Source organism: Acidovorax sp. AC410 (assembly GCF_979253235.1).
The window spans coordinates 6,511,453-6,530,658 of the sequence record NZ_CEEDCG010000001.1 but is presented as its reverse complement, the minus strand read 5'-3'; the positions used below and the strand labels follow the sequence as shown (position 1 = coordinate 6,530,658).

Annotated in this window: 20 protein-coding genes and 1 pseudogene; 17 read left to right on the top strand and 4 right to left on the bottom strand. The window is 67.0% G+C overall.

The features are described 5' to 3' along the window. The first annotated feature begins 1 nt into the window (after position 1). Positions 2-757 carry a GntR family transcriptional regulator gene (locus AC0IZS_RS30375; protein WP_471639070.1) on the top strand — a complete coding sequence of 252 codons (756 nt, stop codon included), beginning with the start codon at positions 2-4 and terminating at the stop codon, positions 755-757. Positions 758-905: 148 nt separating this feature from the next. Here the strand turns inward: AC0IZS_RS30375 and AC0IZS_RS30370 are convergent, their stop codons facing one another. After that, positions 906-1,199, bottom strand: coding sequence for a DUF4148 domain-containing protein (locus AC0IZS_RS30370; RefSeq protein ID WP_471639069.1), 294 nt, complete (start codon positions 1,197-1,199; stop codon positions 906-908). A 57-nt stretch (positions 1,200-1,256) separates the two neighbouring features. Continuing rightward, complete coding sequence (locus AC0IZS_RS30365) at positions 1,257-1,550, bottom strand: DUF4148 domain-containing protein (protein ID WP_145699468.1); 294 nt, start codon at positions 1,548-1,550, stop codon at positions 1,257-1,259. 423 nt (positions 1,551-1,973) lie between these two features. On the opposite strand from AC0IZS_RS30365, the pseudogene AC0IZS_RS30360 reads away from it, so the two are divergent. From AC0IZS_RS30360 to AC0IZS_RS30340, 5 genes and pseudogenes are all read left to right on the top strand, one after another. Further along, positions 1,974-3,457, top strand: a pseudogene (locus AC0IZS_RS30360) (protein adenylyltransferase SelO). After that, positions 3,454-3,867 carry a peptide-methionine (R)-S-oxide reductase MsrB gene (gene msrB, locus AC0IZS_RS30355; protein ID WP_305744052.1) on the top strand — a complete coding sequence of 138 codons (414 nt, stop codon included), beginning with the start codon at positions 3,454-3,456 and terminating at the stop codon, positions 3,865-3,867. Before AC0IZS_RS30360 ends, msrB begins: the two are co-directional and overlap by 4 nt. 10 nt (positions 3,868-3,877) lie before the next feature. Beyond that, positions 3,878-4,417, top strand: a complete 540-nt coding sequence (locus AC0IZS_RS30350; RefSeq protein WP_471639068.1) for a septation protein A — start codon at positions 3,878-3,880, stop codon at positions 4,415-4,417. 29 nt (positions 4,418-4,446) lie between these two features. Beyond that, positions 4,447-4,707 (top strand): BolA family protein, encoded by a 261-nt coding sequence (locus AC0IZS_RS30345; RefSeq protein ID WP_471639604.1) that lies wholly within the window; start codon positions 4,447-4,449, stop codon positions 4,705-4,707. Positions 4,708-4,774: 67 nt separating this feature from the next. Continuing rightward, positions 4,775-5,560 carry a peptidylprolyl isomerase gene (locus AC0IZS_RS30340; RefSeq protein WP_471639067.1) on the top strand — a complete coding sequence of 262 codons (786 nt, stop codon included), beginning with the start codon at positions 4,775-4,777 and terminating at the stop codon, positions 5,558-5,560. A 93-nt stretch (positions 5,561-5,653) separates the two neighbouring features. Here the strand turns inward: AC0IZS_RS30340 and AC0IZS_RS30335 are convergent, their stop codons facing one another. Continuing rightward, positions 5,654-6,421, bottom strand: a complete 768-nt coding sequence (locus AC0IZS_RS30335; protein ID WP_471639066.1) for a heparan-alpha-glucosaminide N-acetyltransferase — start codon at positions 6,419-6,421, stop codon at positions 5,654-5,656. A gap of 958 nt (positions 6,422-7,379) precedes the next feature. Here AC0IZS_RS30335 and AC0IZS_RS30330 point away from each other — a divergent pair. The 4 genes from AC0IZS_RS30330 to AC0IZS_RS30315 are packed head-to-tail and all read left to right on the top strand — an operon-like array spanning position 7,380 to position 10,375. Further along, the gene (locus tag AC0IZS_RS30330) at positions 7,380-7,859 is read left to right on the top strand and encodes a Spy/CpxP family protein refolding chaperone (protein WP_471639065.1); all 480 of its coding nucleotides are present in this window, start codon (positions 7,380-7,382) and stop codon (positions 7,857-7,859) included. A gap of 19 nt (positions 7,860-7,878) precedes the next feature. Further along, complete coding sequence (locus AC0IZS_RS30325) at positions 7,879-8,178, top strand: hypothetical protein (protein WP_471639064.1); 300 nt, start codon at positions 7,879-7,881, stop codon at positions 8,176-8,178. A gap of 17 nt (positions 8,179-8,195) precedes the next feature. After that, the gene (locus AC0IZS_RS30320) at positions 8,196-8,888 is read left to right on the top strand and encodes a response regulator transcription factor (RefSeq protein WP_471639063.1); all 693 of its coding nucleotides are present in this window, start codon (positions 8,196-8,198) and stop codon (positions 8,886-8,888) included. After that, positions 8,885-10,375 (top strand): HAMP domain-containing sensor histidine kinase, encoded by a 1,491-nt coding sequence (locus tag AC0IZS_RS30315; RefSeq protein WP_471639062.1) that lies wholly within the window; start codon positions 8,885-8,887, stop codon positions 10,373-10,375. The genes AC0IZS_RS30320 and AC0IZS_RS30315 overlap by 4 nt, the downstream gene beginning before the upstream one ends. A 1-nt stretch (position 10,376) precedes the next feature. On the opposite strand, the gene AC0IZS_RS30310 is transcribed toward AC0IZS_RS30315, so the two are convergent. After that, a complete protein-coding gene (locus AC0IZS_RS30310; protein WP_471639061.1) occupies positions 10,377-11,309 on the bottom strand; it encodes a LysR substrate-binding domain-containing protein in 933 nt (310 codons plus the stop codon). 96 nt (positions 11,310-11,405) lie between these two features. Between AC0IZS_RS30310 and AC0IZS_RS30305 the strand changes: the two genes are divergently transcribed. The 7 genes from AC0IZS_RS30305 (at position 11,406) to hutH (ending at position 19,175) form a co-directional block, all read left to right on the top strand. Further along, entirely contained in the window at positions 11,406-12,629 is a 1,224-nt protein-coding gene (locus tag AC0IZS_RS30305) for a CaiB/BaiF CoA transferase family protein (RefSeq protein WP_471639060.1), read from the top strand. A gap of 18 nt (positions 12,630-12,647) precedes the next feature. After that, entirely contained in the window at positions 12,648-13,796 is a 1,149-nt protein-coding gene (locus AC0IZS_RS30300) for an acyl-CoA dehydrogenase family protein (RefSeq protein ID WP_471639059.1), read from the top strand. 299 nt (positions 13,797-14,095) lie between these two features. Further along, complete coding sequence (locus tag AC0IZS_RS30295; RefSeq protein WP_471639058.1) at positions 14,096-15,061, top strand: ABC transporter substrate-binding protein; 966 nt, start codon at positions 14,096-14,098, stop codon at positions 15,059-15,061. A gap of 22 nt (positions 15,062-15,083) precedes the next feature. Continuing rightward, positions 15,084-15,920, top strand: coding sequence for an ABC transporter permease (locus tag AC0IZS_RS30290; protein WP_471639057.1), 837 nt, complete (start codon positions 15,084-15,086; stop codon positions 15,918-15,920). Continuing rightward, on the top strand, positions 15,917-16,699 hold the full coding sequence (locus tag AC0IZS_RS30285) for an ABC transporter ATP-binding protein (RefSeq protein WP_471639056.1): 783 nt from the start codon (positions 15,917-15,919) through the stop codon (positions 16,697-16,699). Before AC0IZS_RS30290 ends, AC0IZS_RS30285 begins: the two co-directional genes overlap by 4 nt. 22 nt (positions 16,700-16,721) lie before the next feature. After that, complete coding sequence (gene hutC / locus AC0IZS_RS30280) at positions 16,722-17,516, top strand: histidine utilization repressor (protein ID WP_471639055.1); 795 nt, start codon at positions 16,722-16,724, stop codon at positions 17,514-17,516. Between the two features lie 75 nt (positions 17,517-17,591). Further along, positions 17,592-19,175, top strand: a complete 1,584-nt coding sequence (gene hutH / locus AC0IZS_RS30275) for a histidine ammonia-lyase (protein WP_471639054.1) — start codon at positions 17,592-17,594, stop codon at positions 19,173-19,175. Positions 19,176-19,206: the final 31 nt, after the last annotated feature.

Genomic DNA, 19,206 nt, shown 5'->3' with positions numbered 1-19,206 from the left:
CGTGAATGCACCGACCGAACTCCAGCCCCTGCTCGACCGCAACTCCGAATCGCCCCTGTGGGCGCAGTTCCGCGATGCCCTGCGCCTGCAGATACTGCAGGGCGAACTGGCCATCGGCGCCAAGCTGCCCTCCGAGGCCGAACTCGGCGAGCAGTTCGGCATCTCGCGCATCGTGGTGCGCGAGGCACTGGCCGACCTGGTGCGCAACAACCTGATCTACAAGATCAAGGGCCGCGGTGCCTTTGTCGCGGCGCGCGAGCGCGACGAGGATTTTGTCTCCACCGTGCTCGGCTTCTCCGACGAGATGGAGCGCAAGGGCCGCTCGGTGCGCACCCAGGTCCTTGTGCAGCAGCTGCGCGACCCCACACCACAGGAGATCAGCGCGCTGGGCCTCACCGACGACACCCAGGTGGTGGCGCTCAAGCGGCTGCGCAGCGTGGACGGCGAGTTGCGCCTGCTGGTGGAAACCGTGGTACCCGCCGACCTTGCGCCCGGCCTGCACCGCATGCGCCTCGATGACCGTTCGCTGTATGACGTGCTGCGCCGCCAGTACGGCGTGCGTCTGGTGCGTGCCGAGCGCTGGATCGACGCCGTGCTACCCGACGCAGAGACCTGCAAACTGCTGCAACTGGCGACCCCCGAGCCGCTTTTGCGTATCGAGTCCATCGCCTACGGTGCCAATGGCCGGCGCCTGGAGTACTACAGCGCCTTGCACCGCTGCAAGTCGAGCCGGCTGCACGTGCAAACCACGACGTAAAGACCCCGGGGCACTCCAAAGAAAAAGGGCTCCTGCACAGGAGCCCTTTTCAATGGTGCCCGTTTCCGGGCAGATAGGGGAAACACTTCCACATGGTGGCGGCACCCACGACCGTGAGATACCACCACCATGGGAAGGCCCGCAACTTTTACATCGAGCTGATTTCGCCCGAAGGGATCTGGCCGGTGCGCACGGCTTCGGCCGCAGCGGCACGCACCGCTGCACGGTCAGCCGTCGACTTGTAGGTCACGACGCGCGAACCAGCGGGTTCCAGGCTGCGGGTCTGGGCCACGGTAGCGGCTTCGGCAGCCACTTCGGCACGGGTGCGTTGGGTTTCGAACTTGGTGGCGAACTGCGAAGCGTCGGCTTCGTCAGCCTGTGCACCGAAGGAAACGAAAGCGGCAACAGCGGCCAGGGAGAGGAAACGTGCGGTCTTGTTCATGGTGATCTCGATTCTTTGATAAATGGGGGGTAGGGGGTCAGTTCAATCCGGGGCGGCTTACAGAGCGCCGATTTCGCCGGAAGAAATCTGGCCGGTGCGCACAGCATCAGCAGCCTGGGCACGCACGGCAGCGCGGTCAGCGGTGGACTTGTAGGTCACGACACGCGAACCAGCGGGCTCGATGCTGCGGGTCTGTGCCACGGTAGCGGCTTCAGCGGCCACTTCGGCGCGGGTGCGGTTGGTTTCGAACTTGGTGGCGAATTGCGAAGCATCGGCTTCGTCGGCTTGGGCGCCGAAAGAAGCGAAAGCGGCAACAGCGGCGATGGAGAGGAAGCGTGCGGTCGTGTTCATGATGAAATCCTTGGAAGAAAAAAGTGACTCAAAAAAACCGGAGCAAAAACAACTCTGAACCGGGTTCGGTGAGTCGCCTTGCGGGTTCGGCTCATCGATGGGTTGAACTGTACGCCGTGGGTGATCAAAGAAAAACCACTCAGTCGCGAACTAACTGTTCCAGTTTTAGAAATAATAAATGGGGTACAAGGGCTGGGTTTACCCGTATTTCCTACGAATGCAGTTTTTCAAAAAAGATAGCAAAAAAGTCTTTGCTGTTAAAGGATTCTGGTCAATTTTTGGTGTCTTGAAGCCGGGATGACGCTGCCTGCCGATCAGGCTCCATCATTGCAACGATTGAAACGACTGGTCACAAAGCGGCTGCAGGCGGATCGGCATGCCCCGCCTGCCGGCGGGGCATCACCCCTGGGAGACAATCGATGCATGAACATGTCTTCCGACAGCGAGGCGGTCGCCGCATCCGGACTGGCCTGGCAGCAGGGCTTTGCCGCCCTGGGGCCGGCTTTCTTCACCGAACTGCAGCCCACGCCGTTGCCTGACCCCCATTGGGTGGGTACGAGCGCCAGCGTGGCGCGCTTGGTGGGGGTCGATGGGGCCTGGCTGCGCAGCGATGCCGCCTTGCAGGCTTTCACGGGCAATGCCTTGCTCCCGGGCTCGCGCCCGTTGGCCAGCGTGTACAGCGGGCACCAGTTCGGTATCTGGGCGGGCCAACTGGGCGATGGCCGGGCCATTCTGCTCGGCGAGACCGCTGCAGGGCTCGAAATTCAGCTCAAGGGCGCGGGCCGCACGCCGTATTCGCGCATGGGCGACGGCCGGGCGGTGCTGCGCTCGAGCATCCGCGAATTCCTGTGCAGCGAGGCCATGCAGGGCCTGGGCGTACCGACCACGCGTGCGCTGTGCATTACCGGTTCACCTGCGTCCGTGCGCCGCGAGGAGATCGAGACGGCAGCCGTGGTGACGCGTGTGGCGCCGAGCTTCATCCGTTTCGGCCATTTCGAGCATTTCTCGGCCAACGACATGGACGAGGAACTCCAGGCCCTGGCCGACTACGTGATCGACCGTTACTACCCCGAATGCCGGGGGCGCAGCGATCTGGCCGGCAATCCGTACGCCGCGTTGCTGCAGGCGGTGAGCGAGCGCACGGCGGTGCTCATGGCGCAGTGGCAGGCCGTGGGCTTTTGCCACGGCGTGATGAACACCGACAACATGAGCATCCTGGGCCTGACCATCGACTACGGGCCGTTCCAGTTCCTCGATTCCTTCGTGCCCGGCCATGTCTGCAACCACAGCGACACCCAGGGGCGCTACGCCTACAACCGCCAGCCCAACGTGGCCTACTGGAATGTGTTCTGCCTGGCGCAGGCGCTGCTGCCGCTGATCGGCGAGCAGGAGCTGGCCATGGCGGCGCTGGAGTCGTACAAGACCGTCTTCCCCGCCGAGTTCATGGCCCGCATGCGCGCCAAGCTAGGCCTGGGGGCGGTGGCCGAGGAAGGCGATGCGGACCTGATCGACGGCCTGCTGGTGCTGCTGGCCAAAGGGGGGGGGACTATCCCATTTTCTGGCGCCGCCTGTCCCACGCTGTGGGCACGGGGGAGTTCGAGCCCGTGCGCGGCATGGTGCCGGACCAGGCGGCCTGGGACACCTGGCTGGAAAAATACCTTGCCGGGCCCCGGCTGGCGGATCGCAAGCGTGCGTCGCAGGCCATGCTGGCCACCAACCCCAAGTTCGTACTGCGCAACCATTTGTGCGAAGAAGCCATCCGCGCAGCGAAACTTGGCGACTTCGGCCCACTCCAAACCTTGCAGCGGCTGCTGGAGCGCCCATTTGAGGAGCATCCCGGGCACGAGTCCTACGCTGCCTTCCCGCCCGCATGGGCTTCTTCCATCGAGATCAGCTGTTCATCATGACCTATCCCGTCCACAAGACCGATGCCCAATGGCAGGCCGTGCTGCAGGAAAAAGGGGCCGAGCCCGGTGCCTTGCAGGTGACGCGCTTTGCCGCCACCGAGCGCCCCTTCACCGGCAAGTACGAAGCCCACTGGGCCGATGGCAGCTATCACTGCATCTGCTGCGGTGCCAAGCTGTTCGATTCGCACACCAAGTTCGACGCGGGCTGCGGCTGGCCCAGCTTCTCCGAAGCCGTGCCCGGCGCCATAAAGGAAATCGTGGACCACAGCCATGGCATGTCGCGCACCGAGACGGTGTGTGCACAATGCGGAGCCCACCTGGGCCATGTGTTCGAAGACGGCCCGCAGCCCACCGGCCTGCGCTACTGCATGAATTCGGCCTCACTTGACTTCGACGACAAGGCTCCCTGACCCCGCCCCCATGAAAATCCTGCTCGACTTCCTTCCCATCGTCCTGTTCGTTGCCGCCTACAAGTTCTACAACATCTATGTGGCCACCGGCGTGCTGATGGCGGCCACGGTGGTGCAGATGGCCCTGATCTACCTGATCGACCGGCGGCTGCAGACCATGCACAAGGTGACGCTGGCGCTGATCCTGCTGTTCGGCACGCTCACGCTGGTGCTGCAGGATGACCGTTTCATCAAGTGGAAGCCAACCGTGCTCTACGGCGCCATGGCCGTGGCGCTTGCCGTGGCGCTGTGGATTCTCAAGAAGAACTACCTCAAGCTGCTGCTGGGCAGCCAGATGGAGCTGCCCGATGGCGTGTGGATGCGCCTGAACGTGGCCTGGGTGATCTATTGCGCCTTCATGTCGGCCATCAATGCCTACGTGGTGCTCAATTTCAGCACCGAGGCCTGGGTGGAGTTCAAGCTCTGGGGCTATGCCTTCCCGCTGGTTTTCCTGGTGGCGCAGGGCATCTACATTGCTCCCCACCTCAAGAACGACGAGCCCGCCGCATGACGACCATGGCCCCGACCGATACGAGCACAATGCCCAGCCTGGCCCGGCAGATGCACGAGCGCCTGGTCGAACGTCTGGCGCCCACGGCGCTCGAAGTGATCGACGAAAGCGCCGACCATGCCGGGCATGTGGGGGCCAACGGCACGGGTTTTGGCACCCATTTTCGGGTGCGGATTGCCTCACCTTTGCTTACAGGCAAGAGCCGGGTGGCGCGCCATCGCCTTGTGTATGATGCGCTGCAGGAATTTTTGGATGCGGGCGTCCACGCCCTCGCTATTGAAATCCTCTGAACCGGCCCCATTGTCCTCATCTGCCGGATTTCAGCTGGCAATTACTTTCTCATTTTTTGGATTCCGCATGAAGAAACAGCTCCTGTCCGGCCTCGTGGCCGCTGCCGTGCTGGGCACGATGGCCCTGCCCGTTTCCGCCCAGAATCTCGCCATCGTCAATGGCAAGGCCATCCCCAAGGAACGCGCTGAAGTGTTCAAGCGGCAACTGGCCAGCTCGGGTCGTCCCGTGACGCCCGAAGTCGAAGGCCAGATCAAGGACGAACTGATCACCCGCGAAGTCTTCATGCAGGAAGCGCAAAAGCGCGGCCTGGAAACCTCGGGCGATTTCAAGGTCCAGATGGAAATGGCGCGCCAGACCATCCTGATCCGTGAACTGTTCGTGGACTTTCAGAAGAACAACCCCGTGACGGACGCCGAAATCAAGGCCGAGTACGACAAGTTCGTGGCAGCCAACAGCGGCAAGGAATACAAGGCCAGCCACATCCTGATCGAGAAGGAAGCCGACGCCAAGGCGGCCATTGCGGCCATCAACAAGGGCGCCAAGTTCGAAGAGATCGCCAAGAAGCAATCCAAGGACCCCGGCTCCGGCGCCAACGGCGGCTCGATGGAATGGGCCAACCCTTCGAGCTACGTCTCGGAATTCACCGAAGCCATGATCAAGCTCGAAAAGGGCAAGATGACGCAGACGCCCGTCAAGAGCCAGTTCGGCTACCACATCATCCGCCTGGACGACGTGCGCCAGGCCGAGCTGCCCAAGCTTGAGGACGTGAAGCCCCAGGTCGCCCAGCAGCTGCAGCAGCAAAAGCTGGCCAAGTACCAGGAAGAACTGCGCACCAAGGCCAAGATCGAGTAGTCGGCCTCGGCGCCTCGCGCAGGCGCGCCGTTGTGCGCTGCCTTCCAGCAAAAACGCGGCCTCGGCCGCGTTTTTTCATGGGGCCTGCCGGGATCAGGGCTTGTGGATCCAGGCCAAACCCATCACGATGGAAATGAGCACCGGCTGGTGCACCATGTAGAAGCTCAGCGACCAACGGCCCAGCACGGCCAGAGGTGAAAGCGCGGCCGGTAGTCGCACCTGCAGCAGTCCGCCGGGGCGGCGCAGGGCCCACTGTCCGGCGGCCAGCCCCCACCAGAGCACGCCCAGCCAGGGGAAGATGGGCACGTAGTCCTCGGTGAAGGGCTTGCGCCCCACCAGCCCCAGCCAGTTGAGCGTGCGGGCGTTGAAGGCCGGCGCGAGCTCGCTCCAGGCCCCCGCCAGCAGGTGGCTGGCCGCTAGGGGCAGGGCCAGTGCCACCAGGCCGCACAGCCACAGCCATGCGCCCCACCCGGCGGTGAAGCGCGCGATCAGCAGCATCACCGCCATGCCGTGCAGCACGCCGAAGTAGATGAAGCTGCGCGGGAACATGAAGAACGAGCCCAGGCTCACCAGCAGGGCGCAGCCGGCAATCTGCAGCCAGCGGCGCGCGAAGCGTTCCGTGCTCTGGCCTTGGTGCAGCGCGATGGCCTGGCCCAGGCCGGCGCAGAAGAGGAACAGGCTCAGGATCAGGGTGCGCTGTGTGGTCCACACCGGGTCGGTGCGGAAGTCCTGCGGCCACAGGCCGAAATGGGCCAAGTCGAAGCAGAAGTGGAAGGCGGCCATCCAGACCATGGCTGCTGCGCGCAGGGCGTCTACGGCTTCGTAGCGGGGTGGGGTGGATGGTGTTGGAGGTGGGGTCATTCGGGGTGAAGCGCGGTGGGCCTGGGGGTGGATCGTAGCGCGACAGGGTTTCACTGCCGTTTGTGGCTGTAGGGGCGTCAGTAGTGCTCAAGGGGCGGGAGCCGGGATGTGCGCCCGGCGGCGCACCCACCTTCTTTTGCGTCGCCAAAAGAAGGTGGGCCAAGAAAAGGCGACCCCCAGTCTGCGTCCCCCATCGCCTGTCGGGCGATGGGGGCAACCTGCGATGCTCGGATCTGGGGTGGTGCCGATGAACTCGCTGCGTTCTTCGAACTCCGCTCAGACAGCATCGGCAAGCCAGAGGACGAAGTGCGTGTGTCCTTCGGCACACGCACCCACCCCAGCCCCTGCGCTTCTCGGCGCAGCCAGCAGGGGTGGGGAGCGGGCACCACACGGCTGCTGCTGCGCAGCTGCGCCGGGTGTCGGTTCGCGCTGCGCGCTGCCGACGGTGTGGGCGCGATCGCCCTGGCGAGCCGAGCGCAGCGAAGGACCACAGGCCGAGCGAAGCAATGGCCCGTGTTGGTATCCACCCCCTTCTGACCGTGCCGAGAAGCGCAGAAGCTGGGGTGGCGCGTGTGCCGAAGGACACACGCGCTTCGTCATCTGACTCGCCGCAGATGTCTGAGCGGAGTTCGAAGAACGCAGCGAGTTGCGAGGCGCACCCCAGCTTCGAGCATCGCAGGCTGCCCCCTCGTACGTAGTGCGAGGGGCACACGGGCAGCGGGGTCGCCTTTTCTTGGCCTACGTTCTTTTGGCGAAGCAAAAGAAGGTAGGTGCGCCGCCGGGCGCACACCCCGGCTCCCGCCCTTGGCAAAGGCACGCAGCAAGCACGAAAAGCACAGGTGGAGAGGCCCCCGTAGATACATTCTGAAATAAACCGAAACTGCCACGAGACCCCCCAAAAACCGCCCAGGCGCACCATAGGACCCATGTTCAACACCGTCCATGAAAGGACTGCACCATGAAACCCTGGATCAAGAAAACCCTGGCCGGCGTGTTCGGCGCCACCATCGTCCTGGGCGGGCTGACCGCGTGCGCAGGCGGCCACCGCCATGGCGAGATGGGCCCCGAGAAGATCGCCGAAATCCGCGGCAAGGTCGTCAACCGCGTGAGCAGCAAGCTGGACCTCAATGATGCGCAGAAGGTCAAGCTCAACGCCCTGGCCGACACCCTGCAGGCCCAGCGCGCCGCGTTCAAGGGCAAGACGCCCGACCCGCGCGCCGAGGTGCAGGCCATCGTCGCCGGCGCCACCTTCGACCGTGCGCGCGCCCAGGCCCTGATGGAAGAAAAGACCCGTGCCGTGCAGACCGCCAGCCCCGAGGTGATCACCGCCATGGCCAACTTCTACGACAGCCTGAACCCCGAGCAGCAGCAGAAGGTGCGCGAGCTGATGGACAAGCGCGGCCGCCATGGTGGCGGCGGCTGGATGTCCCGCGGCTGAGCGCAGGAAGGAGCCACGCATGTCACCCACGCTGGAACCCATCCACACGCTCACCCAGCGTGTGCGCATGCACGGCCCCCACCTGCTGGCGGGCCTGCCGGACCCCCATGACGAGCTGATGTCGCTGGTCTGGGGCCCCCGCTTCGACCGCGAGCACGCCATGGGTCTGCTGGCGCGGCAGCCCGAGCATGCCGCCCTCACGCTGCCTGCGCTGCTGGACGCGGCCGACCGCTTCGACGCCTTGCACACCGGTGCCAAGCACCGCCTGCGCCAGCTCATCGTGCGCCACCGCGCGCTGGGTGGCGCGCTGGACAGCTGACCTTCTTAGAATCGGCCATGCACCGGATCCTGCTCATTGATGACGACGCACAGCTCGGCCCTCCGCTGGCGACCTATTTCCAGCGCTTCGAGCTGGAGCTCACGCATGCGCTCAGGCCCAGCGAGGGGCTGGCGCAGCTCGCGGCGGGCGGCTTTGATGCCGCCATCCTCGACGTGATGCTGCCCGAGATGGATGGTTTCGAGCTGTGCCGCACCATCCGCAAGCAGGGGGATCTGCCCATCGTCATGCTCACCGCGCGCGGTGACGTGATGGACCGGGTGGTGGGGCTGGAACTGGGGGCCGACGATTACCTGCCCAAGCCGTTCGAACCGCGCGAATTGGTCGCGCGCTTGCAGACGGTGCTGCGCCGGCGGCGCAGCGACGGGCCGGGCAATGGGCACGGACAGGGGCCGCTGGAATTCGAGGGCCTGCACATCGATGCCGCCCGCCGCAGCGTGCTGCGCCAGGGCGAGCCGGTGGAGCTGACCGGTACCGAGTTCGACCTGCTGCACCTGCTGGCGCGCGAACCGGGCCGCGTGTTCAGCCGCGACGACATCCTGAACCAGCTGCGCGGGCACGAGGCTGAGCTCTACACCCGTGCGGTGGACATCGTGGTCAGCCGCCTGCGCAAGAAGCTCGAGCCGCTGGACTGCATCAAGACGCTGCGCAATGCCGGCTATTCGCTGGCCCTGCGGAAGGCACCGCCATGAGGCGCTGGGGCCGGCAGGCAACGGCAGAGTTGCCTGGGGATGGACCGCCAGCGGCGCGGCGGGGCTGGTGGCGCCACCGCCATCGCCATGGCGTGGGCGAGGATGGCCAGCCCTGCCCGTGGCACCGGCGCGCGCGCGATGCCGTCGGGCATTCGCTGCGCATCCGCCTGGTGCTGCTGTTCCTGGTGCTGGCCTGCATGACCACCATCACCTTCGTGGGGGGCGTGCAGAAGGCCTTGTCGGTGGGCTGGCGCGAGGCCGCGCGGCCGTTGCTCATGGACTACGTGGACCGCCTCACCGGCGAGATCGGCAGCCCGCCCAGCGTGGAGCGTGCGCAGGCCATCGTGCAGCGCCTGCCGATCCACCTGCGCATAGAGGGTCCCGTGGTCAACTGGGTCTCGCACCCCGATATCCAGCGCCCGGACTGGATGCGCGACCACCGCCCGCGCAATCCCAAGGAGCGCTGGCTGGACGACGGCGACGAGGGCCATCGCCTGCTGCAGCGCACCACGGCAGATGGGCATTTCATCGAATTCGGCCTGAATGCCATGACCTGGGAGCAAAAGCCGCGCGTGGCCTGGGTCACGCTGTCGGTGCTGCTGCTGCTCACCGGCCTGTCGTATGTCTACGTGCGCCACCTGCTGCGCCCGCTCGACGACATCCGCCGCGGCGCGCGGCGCTTTGGCGAAGGCGACTTCGGCGAGCCGATTCCCGTGCGCCACGCCCACCGGCCCGACGAACTGGGCCAGTTGGCGGCCACCATCAACACCATGGGCGAGGACATCCACCAGATGCTGGAGGCCAAGCGCGCCCTGCTGCTGGCCATGAGCCACGAGCTGCGCAGCCCGCTGACCCGCGCGCGCCTGAACACCGAGCTGCTGCCCGAGGGCCCCGACGTGGGGCCCCAGCGCGAGGCGCTGATGCGCGACCTGGGCGAGATGGCGCACCTGATCTCCGACCTGCTGGAGAGCGAGCGCCTGGCGGGCCGGCATGCCGCGCTGCACCGCGAGCCGACCAACCTGCCCGAGCTGGCGCGCGAGGTGATCGCCGAGCTGGAGGTGCGGCACGACTGCGCCGACGACATTGTGGTCATCGCCGACCCGGCCTTGCCCGTGCTGGCGCTGGACCGCGGGCGCCTGCGCCTGGTGCTGCGCAACCTGCTGGACAACAGCCTGCGCCACTGCGAGCCCACGGCATCGCCGCCCGAGCTGCATCTGCGCAGCACCCCCACAGGCGTGGAGCTGGAGGTGCGCGACCACGGCCCTGGCGTGCCACCCGAGCACCTGGCGCGCATGGCCCAGGCCTTCTACCGGCCCGACGTCGCGCGCCAGCGCGCCACGGGTGGCGTGGGCCTGGGGCTGTACCTGTGCCGGCTGGTGGCACAGGCGCATGGCGGGCAGTTCGAGCTGCGCAATGCTTCGCCGGGCCTGTCGGTGCGCATCACGCTGCCGGCCGAACCGGCGCAGGTGGCGCCCACCAAGGGCTGAGCTAACGCGAAGCCGCTCCCGGCGCAGTCATCTCGTCGCGTTGCTGCGCGAAAGCTGCCTTGGCAATGCGTGCGAACAGTGCCGAGCGCGGGTTCTCGGGGCCCTGCTGCCCCGGGGTGGCCAGCACCACGGACTGCGCCGCGAGCGGCCCGCGCAGGCGCCTGCAGGCCAGGCGCTTGCCGTCGTAGCTCCAGTCGCGCACTGGCCGCGTGGTGAGCAGCGACACCCCGAGCCCATTGGCCACGAGCGAGCGCAGCATCTCGATGGAAGGCGTCTGGTGCGCGATGCGCGGCGTGACGCCCGCCTGGCGGAACAGCGAGAGGAAGTACTCGCGGCTGTGCGGCAAGTTGATCAGGATGAAGGGCTCCTGCGCCAGCGTGGACAGCGAGAGGCTGCTGCGTGCCGCCAGCGCATGGCCGGCCGGCAGCAGCGCATAGGGCACGAAGGAGGTGACCGCCTCCAGCCGCACGGCGCGCGCCAGGCCCAGGTCGTAGAGCAGGGCGGTGTCGAGCGCGCCGCGTTCCAGCATCTGCACCAGGGTCTCGGTGTCCGCCTCATGCACCTCGATTTCCACCTGTGGGTGCTTGGTGCGCATGCGCACCAGGATCTCGGGCAGGTAGCGCGGCGCCAGCGTGGACAGGCAACCCACGCGCAGCAGGCCAGCCTCTTCTTCGCGCCGCGGCCCTTCGAGCGCGCGCGCCTTGTCCAGCAGCACCTGCGCCTCGCGCTGGCGCAGCCGGCCGGCCGCCGTGAGCTCCAGGCCGCGCGCATGGCGGCGCACGAACAGCACTTCGTTCCACAGCGCCTCTAGGTCGGCGATCGCCTTGGAGATGGAAGGCTGCGAGACGCAGAGCGCATGCGCGGCCCGCGCCGCGCCACCGTGCTGGGCCGCAGCCACGAAAAACTCGAGTTGGCGCAGGCTGATATTGATCAAGATAGTTGATCCATTGCATCAAGATTGAATATTTTATTTTGATACAGGAATGGGCAACCATGCGAACTCCCGATCAGCCCCACGGAGATCCCTGCCATGACCGCAACCACCCGCCCGCTCGATGGCGTGCGCATCCTCGACTTCAGCCGCGTGCTCGCGGGCCCGCTGTCCACGGCCCTGCTGGCCGACCTGGGGGCCGAGGTCATCAAGGTCGAGCCGCCCACGGGCGACGACTACCGCCACATCGGCCCCATGCGCGAAGGCATGAGCAGCCTGTTCACGGCGCTCAACCGCAACAAGAAGAGCCTGGTGCTCGACCTCAAGCACCCCGATGCGGCGCAAACCGTCGCCGCCCTGGCCGCCACGGCCGACGTGGTGGTCGAGAACTTCCGCCCCGGCGTGGCCGAGCGCCTGGGCGTCGGCCCTGTGGCCTTGCGCGGCGTGAATCCGAAGCTGGTCTACGTGAGTGTTTCGGGCTTCGGCCAGACCGGGCCGCTGGCGCACCTGCCGGCCTACGACATCATCGTGCAGGCCATGAGCGGCCTGATGGAATCCACGGGCGTCCCCGACGGCGCGCCCACCATGGTCGGCGAGGCCGTGTCCGACGTGATCGCCGGCCTGTTCGCCTCCTGGGCCACGCTGGCCGCGCTGCTGCAGCAGCGGCGCACGGGCGAGGGCCAGCATGTGGACGTGGCCATGTTCGATGCCACCTTGAGCTTTCTCGTCACGGGCGTGGGGCGCTACCTGTTCACCGGCCAGAGCCCGCAGCGCAGCGGCAACCGGCATGCGTTCTCGGCCCCCTTCGGCGTGTACCGGGCCAGGGACGGGCATTTCGCGCTGGCCGTGCTCAACCACAAGCTGTTCGCATCGCTCGCGGTCCTCATCGGCGAACCCGGCTTTGCCACTGAGGCACGCTTTGCCAGCGACGAGCTGCGCCATGCCAACGAGCCGGTGCTCGCTGCCGCCATCGAGGCCTGGGCCGGTCAACTGCTGGTGTCCGAGGTGGTGGCCGCACTGGCGGCGGCCGGCGTGCCCGGGGGCCCGCTGTGGACCACGGCCCAGGCGCTCGAATCCGAACAGGGCAGGGCGCGCGGCCTGTTGCGCGAGGTACACGACCCGCGTTTGCCCGGCCTGCGCGTGCCCACGCAGCCGGTCAAGTTCGGTGGCGCCGCGCCCAACCGCGCCGAGCCTGCACCGGCGCTGGGTGAGCACACCGACGAACTCATGGCCGCGCTGCTGCACTGCAGCGGCGAGCGGCTCGCGGCGCTGCGCGAGGTCGGGCTGTTCGGCCCAGCGCAGGCTGCCGCCACCTCCCATTAACACCGCAAGGAGCTTTTTATGACCACGATGAACCGCCTGGGCGTGACCCCCGATGACCAGGGCGTTGCCGACGCCGTGGCCCGTTTTGCCACCGATGTGCTGGCGCCCCGTGCCCGCGAGATCGACGAGCGGGCCTTGTCCGTCACCTGCCATGTGCCGCAGCTCGCCGCCCTGGGCGTGATGGGCATGAACCTGCCCGAGCACCTGGGCGGTGCGGGCGTCACGCCCACGGCCATGCTGCTCTCGCTGGTGGAGATCGCGCGCGCCTGCGCGGCCACTTCGTCGATGATCGGCGCGCACTACCTGGGCACCGATGCGGTGCTTATAGGCGGCAGCGCCGAGCAGCACCAACGCTTTCTGCCGCGCGCAGCCAGCGGTGAGTGGCTGGCCGGCTTTGCGCTCACCGAGCCGCGCGGCGGCTCCCACCCCGCCGACCTGCGCACCCGGGCCGTGCGCGAGGGCGACCACTACCGCATCGACGGCGTCAAGCACTTCATCTCCAACGCCCGCGAGGCACAGTTCCTCGTGATCTTCGCCAAGACCGACCCCGATGCCGGGGCGCGCGGCGTCAGCGCCTTCGTGGTGCAAACCAATACCCCTGGCATCACAGTCTCTTCGCCCGAGAAGCTCATGGGCATCCAGGGCGCCCATGCCTTCGAGGTCGCGTTCGAGGGCGTGCACGTGCCGGCCGGCCACCGCCTGGGCGCCGAGGGCTCGGGCTTCAAGACGGCGATGAAGGTGCTGGACAACAGCCGCCTGGATGTGGCGGCCACGGCCCTGGGCATTGCCGAGGCGGCGTTGGCCGACGCCATGCGCTGGATGAAGGAGCGCCTGGTCGGCGGCGAACCCCTTGCCGGCAAGCAGGGCCTGCAGTGGATGCTGGCCGACATGAAGCTGCGCCTGGAGGCCTCCTGGGCGTTGACCCTGCAGGCGCTCGCCTTGCGCCAGGCCGGCCAGCCCTTCACGCTGCAATCGGCCATGGCCAAGCTGCATGCCTCCGAGATGGTCGGGTTCGTGGCCGATGCGGCGCTGCAGATCCACGGCGGCTATGGCTACACGCGCGAAATGCCGCTGGAGCGCTATGTCCGCGATGCCCGCATCCTGCGCATCTACGAGGGCTCCTCCGAAGTGCAGCGCAACATCATTGCGCGCACGCTGCTGGGCTGATCGTGGGTGATTGCACGTTTCTGGTGCATCCCGGGCGTCTGGCACTGGCCCACAATTTGCTAAATCGCTGTGCCGGTAAAGCACCGGCCAGCGCCCCGAGCGGGCCCGACCATGGGATGGCCCGAAAGGCGGTCCCAAGAGACGGGAAGCGGGGCGGTTTCTTGGGGCCGAGGGCCGGGTTTCCTAGCGTTTACCCTGTATAGACAGGTACGATAGAACCTCCATCATCGGACCCAGGAAGCAAGGCCTGCTTTCCTCCGGATGCATAAAAGTACTTTTTTCCCCTACAGGAGCTGATGATGAGCCGAATGGTTGTGAAGATGGCGTCGCTGGCAGCGGCGGTTGCGTGTGTGGTGGGGCTGGCCGCACCGGCCCAGGCCCAGGAGACCAAGGTGGTTCTGGGCATGTCCGGCTGGACGGGCTTCGCCCCGCTGACCCTGGCGGACAAGGCCGGCATCTTCAAGAAGAACGGCCTGGACGTGGAACTGAAGATGATCCCCCAGAAGGACCGCCACCTGGCCCTGGCCTCCAAGGCCATCCAGTGCGCCGCCACCACGGTGGAGACCCATGTCGCGTGGAACACGAACGGCGTGCCCATCGTGCAGATCTTCCAGCTCGACAAGTCCTACGGTGCCGACGGCCTGGCCGTGCGCAACGACGTCAAGGGTTTTGCCGACCTCAAGGGCAAGACCATCGGCGTGAGCGCGCCGGGCACGGCACCGTACTTCGGCCTGGCCTGGATGCTGTCCAAGAACGGCATGAGCCTCAAGGACGTGAAGATCGTCTCGCTGGAGCCCCAGCCGGCCGCCCAGGCCTTCGTGTCGGGACAGAACGACGCCGCCATGACCTACGAGCCCTACCTGTCCACCGTGCGTGCCAACCCCGCCGCCGGCAAGATCCTGGCCACCACCATCGAGTACCCGATGGTGATGGACACCGTGGGCTGCGACCCCGTCTGGCTCAAGGCCAACCCCAAGGCCGCCCAGGCACTGGCCAATTCGTACTTCGACGCGCTGGAGATGATCAAGGCCGACCCGACCAAGTCCAACGAGATCATGGGCGCCGCCGTCAAGCAGACGGGCGAGGCCTTCGCCAAGTCCTCGGCCTTCCTGCGCTGGCAGGACAAGGCCGCGAACCAGAAGTTCTTCGCGGGTGAGCTGACCTCCTTCATGAAGGATGCCGGCGCGATCCTGCTGGAAGCCGGCGTGATCCGCAAGGCGCCCGAGAACTTCCCCGCGATGTTCGACGACAGCTTCATCAAGTAAGCAACCACCAAAGGATCGAACCATGAGTCGCGTGATGGGTGTTGCACCTTCGCTGGAGCCAGAGCGGCCTCGCCGCCGGGCCCTGGCCCCGCTAGAACCTGTGAGCACCCGCACGCGGCTGGTCCTGGGAGTGGCGTTTTTCATACTGTTCTTCGCCGTCTGGTCCGTGTTCACGCTGGGGGGCTTCGTGTCGCCCACGTTCCTGGCCAGCCCCGTCACCATGGCCAAGGAGGGCTGGCTGCTGTTCACCGAGTTCGGCTTCCTGCACGACATCGGCATGACCGTGTGGCGCGTGCTCGGCGGCTTCATCCTGGCGGCCATCGTGGCCGTGCCGCTGGGCATCGCGATGGGCGCGCACAAGGGGGTGGAGGCCTTCCTGGAGCCCTTCGTGTCGTTCTGCCGCTACCTGCCGGCATCGGCCTTCATTCCGCTCCTGATCCTGTGGGCCGGCCTGGGCGAAATGCAAAAGCTGCTGGTGATCTTCATCGGCTCGGTGTTCCAGATCATCCTGATGGTGGCCGTGATCGTCGGCAACGCCCGCAAGGACCTGGTGGAGGCGGCCTACACGCTGGGCTCCAGCCCCACGGGCATCGTGCGCCGCGTGCTGATCCCGGGCGCCGCACCCGACATCGCCGAAACCCTGCGCCTGGTGCTGGGCTGGGCCTGGACCTATGTGATCGTGGCCGAGCTGATCGGCTCGTCCTCGGGCATCGGCCACATGATCACCGACAGCCAGGCGCTGCTCAATACCGGCCAGATCATCTTCGGCATCATCGTCATCGGCCTCATCGGGCTGGTGTCGGATACCTTCTTCAAATTCGTCAACCGCCGTCTGTTTGCCTGGAGTGCCCTGCGATGAGCCCGCTGCTGTCCATCCAAGGTGTCTCGCGCACCTTCGTCAGCCCCAAGGGGCAGGCCACCCAGGCCCTGCTGCCCGTCGATTTCGACGTGCAGGAAAACGATTTCGTGACCATCCTCGGCCCTTCGGGCTGCGGCAAGTCGACCATGCTGCGCATCGTGGCCGGGCTCGACCACCCCACCTCGGGCCGCGTGCTGCTCGGTGGCCGCCCCGTGGAAGGCCCGGGCGCCGACCGCGGCATGGTGTTCCAGAGCTACACGCTGTTCCCCTGGCTCACCATCGAGCAGAACATCCGCTTTGGCCTGCGCGAGCGCGGCATGCCCGAGGCGCAGCAAAAGGAGCGTGCCGACTACTTCATCGCCAAGGTGGGACTGCGCGGCTTTGAGCAGCATTTCCCCAAGCAGCTGTCGGGCGGCATGCAGCAGCGCACGGCGATTGCCCGCGCGCTGGCCAACGACCCCAAGATCTTGCTGATGGACGAGCCCTTCGGCGCCCTGGACAACCAGACCCGCGTGCTCATGCAGGAGCTGCTGCTGGGCATCTGGGAGGCCGAGCGCAAGACCGTGATGTTCGTGACCCACGACATCGACGAAGCCATCTTCATGGCCAACCGCGTGGCGGTGTTCAGCGCCCGGCCCGGCCGCATCAAGACCGAGCTGGCCGTGGACCTGCCGCATCCGCGGCACTACACGATCAAGACCTCGCCCGAGTTCATGGACCTCAAGGCGCGCTTGACCGAAGAGATCCGCGCCGAATCCATGGCGGCGGACGTGCACTGAGCTGCCAGGGCTGACCACCACCATGCCAACCGCTTCCGCCGCCCGCGCACCGCGCCCCAAGGCATCGCCGCAACCTGCGGTGCAGCCCGAGGCGTCCGCGCTGGCCCTGTACCAGCAGATCAAGGACCACATCGCGCGCAAGATCCAGGACGGCTCCTGGAAGGCCGGCGACCGCCTGCCGTCCGAGAACGACCTGGTGACCCAGTTCGGCATGTCGCGCATGACCGTGAACCGCGCCCTGCGCGAGCTGGCCGAGCAAGGCCGCATCGTGCGCGTGGCCGGCGTGGGCAGCTTCGTGGCCGAGGACAAGCCCCAGTCCACCTTGCTGCAGATCGCCAACCTGGCCAGCGAGATCCGCCAGCGCGGGCACGACTACCGCTGCAAGGTGCTGACCGTGGAGCGCGTCTCGGCCACCATGGAAGTGGCGGCGGCGCTGGACATGCGCACCGGCGAGTCGGTGTTCCACGCCGTGTGCGTACACCTGGAGGACGGGTTGCCCGTGCAGCTCGAAGACCGCTACGTGAACCCGCGCGTCGTGCCGCAGTTCGCGCAGCAGGATTTCACGCTGCTGCAGCCCTCCGAATTTCTCGTGCGCAACGTGCCCTTCGACCAGGTCGAGCATGTGGTCGATGCCGTGCTGCCCACGGCCGACCAGGCGCTGCTGCTGGAGATGGACCCGGCCCAGCCGTGCCTGCTGCTCACGCGGCGCACCTGGAGCCGGGGTGTGCCCGTGACCATGGTGCGCTGCCTGCACCCGTCATCGCGCTACCGGCTGGGGAGCCGCTTCCGGGCGGACGGCAACCCGGTTTTTGAATAGGTATCCAGGACGCCTGCCGATGGCAGGCATCCCGTTTTTTCCGCTTGTGCCAACTTGTATATACAGGACTAACCCATGACCACTGCAACCTCTGTATCCCCAAGCACCCTGCTGCTGCGCCCCGGGCAGGTGAGCCTGGCCGAGCTGCGCCGCCTGAGCGCCGGTGGCGTGCGCCTGGCGCTCGACCCTGCGGCCCTGGCCGGCATGCAGGCCTCCGAAGCTACCGTGCAGCGCATCGTGGACGAAGACCAGGTGGTCTACGGCATCAACACCGGTTTCGGCAAGCTCGCCAGCACCAAGATCGCCCATGACCGCCTGGCCGAGCTGCAGCGCAATCTGGTGCTGTCGCACAGCGTGGGCACGGGCGAGTCGCTGCCCGACCCGGTGGTGCGCATGGTGCTGGCCACCAAGGCCGTGAGCCTGGCCCGTGGCCACTCGGGCGTGCGCCCGGCCCTGGTCGATGCCTTGCTGGCGCTGGCCAATGCCGACGTGCTGCCCGTGATCCCGGCCAAGGGCTCGGTCGGCGCTTCGGGCGACCTCGCGCCGCTGGCCCACATGGCCTGCGTGCTCATCGGCGAAGGCCAGGCCAAGGTCAATGGCCAGGTGGTCTCCGGCCGCGAAGCCATGGCCGCGGTGGGCCTCGATCCCTTCGTGCTCGGCCCCAAGGAAGGCCTGGCGCTGCTCAACGGCACGCAGGTGTCCACGGCGCTGGCGCTGGCCGGCCTGTTCGGGGCCGAGAGTGTTTTGGCCGGCGGCCTGGTGTCGGGCGCGCTGTCGCTCGAAGCCATCAAGGGCTCGGTCAAGCCCTTCGACGCGCGCATCCACGAGGCCCGCGGCCAGGCCGGGCAGATCGCCGTGGCGGCCGCCGTGCGCGGGCTGCTCGACGGCAGCGAGATCGACCCCTCGCACCCCAACTGCGGCCGGGTGCAGGACCCATATTCCATCCGCTGCGTGCCCCAGGTGATGGGCGCGTGCCTCGATAACCTCACCCACGCTGCGCGCGTGCTGCGCATCGAGGCCAATGCCGCGTCCGACAACCCGCTGGTGTTCACCGACACGGGCGAGGTGATCTCCGGCGGCAACTTCCACGCCGAACCCGTGGCCTTCGCGGCCGACATCATCGCGCTGGCCGTGTCCGAGATCGGCGCCATCTCCGAGCGCCGCATGGCGCTGCTGCTGGACACCGGCCTGTCCGGCCTGCCGGCCTTTTTGATCCGCGACAGCGGCGTGAACTCGGGCTTCATGATCGCCCAGGTCACCGCAGCCGCCCTCGCGGCCGAGAACCAGTGCCTGGCCCACCCGAGCAGCGTGACCAGCCTGCCCACTTCGGCCAACCAGGAAGACCATGTCTCCATGGCCACCTACGGCGCACGCCGCCTGGGCGACATGGTGCGCAACACCGCCGTCATCGTCGGCATCGAGGCCATGGCCGCCGCGCAGGGCATCGACTTCGAGCGCTTGCCGGCACCGGGCGCCGCTGCAACCCCCTGGCTCAAGAGCTCCGCGCTGATCGAAGCGCAACTCGCCGCCATCCGCCAGCGCGTGGCCTTCCTGGAGCAGGACCGCTACCTGGCGCCCGACATCGAGGCCATGCGCCTGTGGGCGCTCGAATCCGCCTGGCCTGCGCCCCTGACCCAATGCCTGCCCAGCCACGCCTGAGCTTGTCCATGCACCCGTTTTCTTCGCACCA

Bases quoted from the DNA above. Each gene is read 5' to 3' on its own strand.
- AC0IZS_RS30285 (WP_471639056.1), top strand. From the start codon at position 15,917: ATGAGCCCGCTGCTGTCCATCCAAGGTGTCTCGCGCACCTTCGTCAGC.
- AC0IZS_RS30320 (WP_471639063.1), top strand. From the start codon at position 8,196: ATGCACCGGATCCTGCTCATTGATGACGACGCACAGCTCGGCCCTCCG.
- AC0IZS_RS30345 (WP_471639604.1), top strand. From the start codon at position 4,447: ATGCCCAGCCTGGCCCGGCAGATGCACGAGCGCCTGGTCGAACGTCTG.
- AC0IZS_RS30300 (WP_471639059.1), top strand. From the start codon at position 12,648: ATGACCACGATGAACCGCCTGGGCGTGACCCCCGATGACCAGGGCGTT.
- AC0IZS_RS30295 (WP_471639058.1), top strand. From the start codon at position 14,096: ATGAGCCGAATGGTTGTGAAGATGGCGTCGCTGGCAGCGGCGGTTGCG.
- AC0IZS_RS30350 (WP_471639068.1), top strand. From the start codon at position 3,878: ATGAAAATCCTGCTCGACTTCCTTCCCATCGTCCTGTTCGTTGCCGCC.
- AC0IZS_RS30330 (WP_471639065.1), top strand. From the start codon at position 7,380: ATGAAACCCTGGATCAAGAAAACCCTGGCCGGCGTGTTCGGCGCCACC.
- AC0IZS_RS30365 (WP_145699468.1), bottom strand. From the start codon at position 1,550: ATGAACACGACCGCACGCTTCCTCTCCATCGCCGCTGTTGCCGCTTTC.
- AC0IZS_RS30315 (WP_471639062.1), top strand. From the start codon at position 8,885: ATGAGGCGCTGGGGCCGGCAGGCAACGGCAGAGTTGCCTGGGGATGGA.
- hutC (WP_471639055.1), top strand. From the start codon at position 16,722: ATGCCAACCGCTTCCGCCGCCCGCGCACCGCGCCCCAAGGCATCGCCG.
- AC0IZS_RS30335 (WP_471639066.1), bottom strand. From the start codon at position 6,421: ATGACCCCACCTCCAACACCATCCACCCCACCCCGCTACGAAGCCGTA.
- AC0IZS_RS30290 (WP_471639057.1), top strand. From the start codon at position 15,084: ATGAGTCGCGTGATGGGTGTTGCACCTTCGCTGGAGCCAGAGCGGCCT.
- hutH (WP_471639054.1), top strand. From the start codon at position 17,592: ATGACCACTGCAACCTCTGTATCCCCAAGCACCCTGCTGCTGCGCCCC.
- AC0IZS_RS30325 (WP_471639064.1), top strand. From the start codon at position 7,879: ATGTCACCCACGCTGGAACCCATCCACACGCTCACCCAGCGTGTGCGC.
- AC0IZS_RS30305 (WP_471639060.1), top strand. From the start codon at position 11,406: ATGACCGCAACCACCCGCCCGCTCGATGGCGTGCGCATCCTCGACTTC.
- msrB (WP_305744052.1), top strand. From the start codon at position 3,454: ATGACCTATCCCGTCCACAAGACCGATGCCCAATGGCAGGCCGTGCTG.
- AC0IZS_RS30340 (WP_471639067.1), top strand. From the start codon at position 4,775: ATGAAGAAACAGCTCCTGTCCGGCCTCGTGGCCGCTGCCGTGCTGGGC.
- AC0IZS_RS30370 (WP_471639069.1), bottom strand. From the start codon at position 1,199: ATGAACAAGACCGCACGTTTCCTCTCCCTGGCCGCTGTTGCCGCTTTC.